The organism is Lentilactobacillus senioris (assembly GCF_026798195.1).
Lineage (GTDB): Bacteria > Bacillota > Bacilli > Lactobacillales > Lactobacillaceae > Lentilactobacillus > Lentilactobacillus senioris_A.
Genome location: NZ_JAPQEZ010000016.1, coordinates 1 through 6,260 on the forward strand (window position 1 = coordinate 1; position 6,260 = coordinate 6,260).

5 protein-coding genes and 2 pseudogenes are annotated in these 6,260 nt (G+C 37.2%); 4 read left to right on the forward strand and 3 right to left on the reverse strand.

Features of this window, described 5'->3' with window-relative positions; all coding sequences use genetic code 11:
- The first annotated feature begins 417 nt into the window (after window positions 1–417).
- The 3 genes and pseudogenes from OXT66_RS09310 (at window position 418) to OXT66_RS09320 (ending at window position 1,953) form a co-directional block, all read left to right on the forward strand.
- A complete protein-coding gene (locus OXT66_RS09310) occupies window positions 418–1,050 on the forward strand; it encodes a CadD family cadmium resistance transporter (RefSeq protein ID WP_268597034.1) in 633 nt (210 codons plus the stop codon).
- 114 nt (window positions 1,051–1,164) lie between these two features.
- Window positions 1,165–1,287, forward strand: a pseudogene (locus tag OXT66_RS09315) (plasmid recombination protein); the annotation flags it as partial.
- Window positions 1,288–1,452: 165 nt separating this feature from the next.
- Entirely contained in the window at window positions 1,453–1,953 is a 501-nt protein-coding gene (locus OXT66_RS09320) for a hypothetical protein (RefSeq protein ID WP_054671607.1), read from the forward strand.
- Between the two features lie 185 nt (window positions 1,954–2,138).
- Here OXT66_RS09320 and OXT66_RS09325 read toward each other — a convergent pair whose 3' ends face one another.
- Together OXT66_RS09325 and OXT66_RS09330 are read right to left on the reverse strand one after the other, a co-directional pair.
- Window positions 2,139–3,374, reverse strand: coding sequence for an MFS transporter (locus OXT66_RS09325; protein WP_268597035.1), 1,236 nt, complete (start codon window positions 3,372–3,374; stop codon window positions 2,139–2,141).
- 3 nt (window positions 3,375–3,377) lie between these two features.
- Window positions 3,378–5,033, reverse strand: coding sequence for a family 43 glycosylhydrolase (locus OXT66_RS09330; protein ID WP_268597036.1), 1,656 nt, complete (start codon window positions 5,031–5,033; stop codon window positions 3,378–3,380).
- Between the two features lie 173 nt (window positions 5,034–5,206).
- Between OXT66_RS09330 and OXT66_RS09335 the strand changes: the two genes are divergently transcribed.
- Window positions 5,207–6,013 (forward strand): AraC family transcriptional regulator, encoded by an 807-nt coding sequence (locus OXT66_RS09335; protein ID WP_268597037.1) that lies wholly within the window; start codon window positions 5,207–5,209, stop codon window positions 6,011–6,013.
- A 167-nt stretch (window positions 6,014–6,180) separates the two neighbouring features.
- On the opposite strand, the pseudogene gpmA reads toward OXT66_RS09335, so the two are convergent.
- Window positions 6,181–6,260, reverse strand: a pseudogene (gene gpmA, locus OXT66_RS09340) (2,3-diphosphoglycerate-dependent phosphoglycerate mutase); the annotation flags it as partial.

The window sequence follows — 6,260 nt, forward strand, 5'->3', positions numbered from 1 at the left end:
CGCCTAGAAAGACAACTAAATATTTACTTTAACTTTAGGGGTATGGCACAAGTCGAAGGGGGCTTTTATTTTAGTTTGAGGTTTGCATACCTACTTAAAAAAGTAGGGCAGCAAAACGTCAAACAGGTATCAGCTAATTGCACCATAGGGTGCGCTGATACTCGGCTCAAAAGAGCCGACAGAGCCGTCTGCAAGACCCCTCGGTGAGCCCACCTTTACGAAGTAAAGTATAGTGGGTTATACTTTACTTGGAAGTAATCACCGAATTCCAGTTAGAAACCATTTTGTAACTACGTTTTGAGGAGGAGTAAAATGCTTTCTTACGTCCGGCATTACCCACTAGCGATAGCTAAATTAATGTGTCTGTGCTCCCCTAAAATCTGCTGATTTATTACTGACTAATACAGGAGGTTTTTTATGGGACAGACAATCATATCTGCTATTGGTGTTTATATTTCCACCAGTATCGATTATTTAATTGTTTTGATTATTTTATTTGCACAGCTATCACAGAATAAACAGAAATGGCATATTTATGCGGGGCAATATCTAGGCACGGGCTTACTTGTAGGGGTGAGTTTAGTTGCTGCTTATGTCGTCAATTTCGTGCCTGAAGCATGGATGGTTGGACTGCTTGGTTTAATCCCTATCTATTTAGGGATTCGCTTTGCAATTGTTGGAGAAGGTGAGGAAGAAGAAGAGGAAGAGGAAGAGGAAGAAATTATTGAAAGATTAGAACAAAGCAAGGCAAATCAACTGTTTTGGACAGTTACATTGCTGACAATTGCGTCTGGCGGAGATAATTTAGGTATCTATATACCTTATTTTGCTTCGTTAGATTGGGCACAGACCCTCGTGGCGTTGCTTGTGTTTGCAATCGGCATAATTATCTTTTGCGAGCTTAGTCGGGTGCTATCCTCTATTCCGTTAATATCCGAGACAATTGAAAAATACAAGCGAATCGTTGTGCCCTTAGTATTCATTCCACTTGGACTATACATCATGTATGAAAGTGGCACGATAGAGACTTTTCTAAACTTTATTTTATAGATAAAAAAGCCCCTTAAATGGGGCTTTTCTTATATTTTTTTGAATCCTAACTTCAAAACCCCAGATACGTTTTTTTACCGCTAATTCGCCAAACCAAAGAATGGAGGACTTATGATGAGTTATTTAGTCGCAAGAATGCAAAAGATGAAAGCTGGAAATCTAGTCGGCATGGGTAATCATAATCAACGGTTAACTGACAATCATTCAAACAAAGATATTGATACGGAACGCTCGTATAAGAAAAGAGGATATCTTATGATAAGATATCCTCTTTTACTTTTCGTAGCTCGTCACTACTCTAATCATTCCAAAGGATTCGGAGATATTTCGGTTCAATTTGAGTTGCTTAATTGAATAGTTTACACTCAATAGTGAGCTATTAATTCTGAAAGGATGATTATCATGGGAAAAGGATCCCGAAAACGCAAAGAACGCCAAGCAGCCATGGCCAACTCAGGAGCAGATACTACACTGACTTGGCAGGATCAACCAATTCATACCAGTAACACCAATGATCCTATCAGTTTTACCGCCTTTTTGTCCGAACGCAAATCACGCGGACAACAATTACTTATTGCCGAATTCGACGATGGCGCTATTTATGGTGGCTACAATCTACATCCGATTGGTAACTACACTAAGTTTAACCAAGCTTTCTTGAACGGAATCGAAGACGTTTTTCACCAACCAATTACTTACAAGAACGACACAATGTTCTTCGGTGAAGACGAACTAGTCGTCATGGATTATCCCGTTCCAGACAAAAAACAGAAAGATATTGCTGTCTTCTGCCTAAATGCTGAACGTATTTATTCTCGCTTTAAACAAGGACCAGAATTAAAGCGTTACTTGGATCAACTCTATAACGTCATGGTTAAGCTGGCAGAACAACAAACTAAATAAATATTATTCACAGCTATTATCACCAAAAAAGAGGCCCTCTCACATTGAGCGGGTCTCTTTTTTAAACCGTCATTCAATTTATACTTATCATTGCACTTGGAATCTTACTAAGTAATTCACTAGTGATATTTCTTAATAAAAGTGGTTAACCACTCTTAGAAATTGATAGTATTAATAAATATTATTTATTTTTTAATAGATCTGATTGATAACATAGATAATCCACCAATTAATGAAAAAGCAAAAGAAACAATAAAAATAGCCGAAAATCCAAATAAAGAAATTACTGCTGCTGCAATTACTGGTGCAATCGCTTGGGTGATTGTGTTTCCTAAGTTATAAACCCCTAAAAAGAAAGCTACTCGATTAGGATCTGGAATAACTTCTAAATTCAGTAAATTATCTAACGAGTTCCACATTCCCATCCCGATTCCAGCAGCAAAGGAATACATTACAATTCCAATATTATTTCTAAAGAAAAATAATGCTAATGCCCCAGCCGCTAAAAATAAAGTAGAAATCACTACTGGTAACTTCAAAATTTTAAACCGGTCAGCTATCGGACCAGCGATAAAGCCCATTAAAATACCAAATGCAAGCATAATCATATTGATAAGTTGAATGGATGATTGAGTTTGGCTACCACGGTGTAGAAAATCCGTCATGATGTATAAAATGTAACCAGAAATGGCAAAGTTTCCAACTCCTTGAAATAATTTACCAATTAAAGCTAGATAATAATCTCGGCCTACTGACCAACTAGGAAAAATTGCTTTAGCATCATGCAAAGTTAATTTTGGCTTTTCTTTCTTGGATTCATCAACCGCCATTTGATTAGCTGGTTCATGAATAATCAAAACCGCGATTAGTACCCCAACAAAAGCAACAATTCCAAAGATCACAAATCCTAATCTAAATTGGCTTAAAAACATAGCCCCAATAACGTTAAATCCGTTATTGCCAAGTGCCATTCCTAAACCACCATAGGCACCTGAAGCAGTGGCTTTACCATCTTCAGGGGCAAAATCTAACCATGCTACCATTGGTGCAACGATGAAGTTAAGTGCTGCTTGTCCAACCATCCACGCAGTTAATAAAACTTGAATAGTTGGCGAAATAGAAGCTGCCATCATGGCTAGCATAAAGACAAAGGCTCCCCCAACAATCCACGGTGCTCGCTTACCAAAGCGTGAATGAGTTTTATCAGATAGTGCACCAGCAATCATGTTAGATATAGCTGCAACAATCATTCCACAAGTCGAAAATAATGCCACTAGTTCAATTTTATGTGGTGCATCCAAATGTTGAATTAAAGCTGGCAAGAATAAACTGTTAATAACAATGTAGGGTCCTAACCAGCTTGCTGGACCAATAATCAATCCAGGAATTAATCGTTTTAATGAAATTGTTGTTTTATCCATAATCTACTCCTTGTTAGTAACTCGATAATAATCAAAATCAGCATATGACCGGTGTTGATGAGCATCCACGGCCCCAATAAAGTTAAATAGACCAGTAAAGCCACCAATTTCACCAGGAGCTCCATTAACCCCTTCGTCAGACAAATACTGAACATCAATTGGCTCGCTTAATGACTGCCATTGACCGTTATCATTTAATCTGTAACAAATTTGTGCTTGACCTAAATGATATTCAATAGCTAGCTCTACTTTGCCTTCAGGAACTGATACTTCGCTAAATACATAATCACAACGTTCACCAAGTTTGGCCTGTAAAATTTTTAGAACAATTCGATCCTCGGTATCATCCAATCCCAAATGAGCATATAACCAGTTATTAGCATCATAATATAATCCCAATCCGGCAGTTTCTGAATAATGGTCGGGAGCAAAAGTTACCTTAGTTTCTGCTCTGTAATCTAATGAAGTAGCTCTAGTAGCCATAATGGCTGGATTAAATTTAGAGAAGAAAGAATTTCCTCCATAAATTCTCAAAGAGCCATAATTTTCAGTCGTATTTACCCAATCCGAATTTTGAGTTCGATACGGAGTCATAAAGCACAGATCAGGTTCCGTTTGATCAAAATCAGTATCAATATCAAATTGATGTGAGTTTTGAGGTCCCTGGATTCCGCTAATCTTTAATTTAGCGAAGTTAGAACCATCAGCCATTTCTAGCCAACCTGAATCATTCCAACGCATTTCTTGCAAACTAGTTTCGCGGCCTAGTGGATTTAATTTGGTATTCGGTAATGGTCTGGACATTAGATGAGCAATGTACCATCTGCCTTCAGCGGTTTTTACTAATGATCCATGTCCTGCTTTTTGCATTAATGAGTTTGGATTATACATTTCAAAGTGACCAGCATCTGGATCACCTAAGGAAAATAAATGATGCGGTGAAGAAGTAATGATAGGCTCTCCAGTTGGATTGGCTTCATATGGCCCAAATACATTTTTTGACCGACCAATTTCAATTCCATGAGCATAGCCCGTGCCACCCGATGCCAGTAATAGATAATAATAACCATCATGGAAGTAAAGTTGTGGTGCTTCCACACAGCCTCTAGTCGTAAAACCAGTTGTCACTCGGTGCCAATCACCGATGATACCTCCATTAACTAAATCCACTTCAGCAATCACAATGTGGCCCGGAGCCTGATATCCCGTACGCGTTTCCCATTCTAAAATAGATACGTAATGCTTCCCATCAACATCATGAAATAAAGAAGGATCAAAACCAATTGAAGTCAAGTAAATAGGTTGGGACCACGGACCCTTAATATCATCGGCCCACATTGCAAATGAATCGGCGTTAAATTCACGTCCGCTCATATTTTGCATGTGTGAGTAGGCTAACCAATATTTTTGCGTAGCTTTATCGTAAGATAGGTGGGGTGCCCAAATTCCTGCCGGGGTATCTGTACCACGTAAATCAACCTCATTATTAGTTAATGCGTACGAAATTAATTTCCAATTAACTAAATCCTTGGAATGAAAAATTTGAACTGCTGGATTCCAGTGAAAAGTGGAAGTGGCAATGTAATAATCATCATCTACTCTAATAATTGATGGATCTGGAGCCATTCCTGGAATAATTGGGTTTTTAATCGTTGCCATTTTTGTAAACACCTCTGCTTAATAGGTTTTTAAGAAATACAAATCATATTTTGAGCTTCTTAATATGTAAATTATGCTATCATGAAACCGGATACAAAAGTTATTTTTCAAATCTTTAGTCAAAATATGAATAGTTAAAGGTAAAGAAAGTAACCTTTCAAGGAGGAATTAATGTGGTTAATCAACATCATGAAAATGTGATTTCTAATTTAGACGTTGGCATTCGATTTTACGAATCGATAGTTGATAGTAACGGTTACGTCCCTTTTCATTGGCACAGCAGTCTCGAATTGGTTTACGTTATGAGTGGTCAATTAATTTTTCAATATGACGGTCAAGCTCATCAAATTACTGCAGGTCATTTTGTAATTATCTCTTCTGGAGTAATCCACGATGTTACTAATACCCCTAACCACTCTTTTGTGCTTCAAGTTCCTATTAAGTTTGTGGAGCCTTATGCTAAAAACATTCGGGATTTAAATTTTCAACTATCCGATAAATTCCCCGCTGCATACCAGGAAATCATTGAGTGGCTAACCAAGCTTAACCAAGTAGTACAAAGTGCTTACCCTGGATATCTCTTTGACTGTGGCCAAATAGTTTTACAAATTATGAAACTTTTAGTAGTTAACTTCACTACAAAATCAACTCCACTAGCTCGTATCTCAAGTAATCTAAAAGACCTTATCATATACATTAACGACCATTTTAGGGAAGCCTTAAGTATTTCAATGCTAGCTAAAAAATTCGGTTATAACCCCAGCTACCTATCACGCATGTTTAAGCAGCAAACCGGTTTGACTATTTTAGAGTATATTTATCAAATTAGATTAAGTAGTATGTATGATGACTTAATTAACACCAAAATTCCAGTCACTAAATTATTTGTTCAAAATGGATTAACCAATTATCGGACTGCACGTAGCATGTTTAAAAAGATGTACGGTAAGTTACCTAATAAGGTCCGTGATAATGTATAAGGTGTAAAAAAGTCTGCTTAACTAAGTTAAAAAATAATTTTAAAAATTAAATTATCAGTGACCAATTAGTGACCACTGGTGACCGTTTCATCATACGATATCGCAAGTTATCCAAAAAAAGAGACCCTCTCACGTCGAGACGGTCTCTTTCATTTTAATCAATTTAATTAGTCGAGCTTAGTCTTTGATACTATGTTCAACTTATCATCGAAGTCGTAAACCACTGGTTCACCAGTAGCCATTTCAA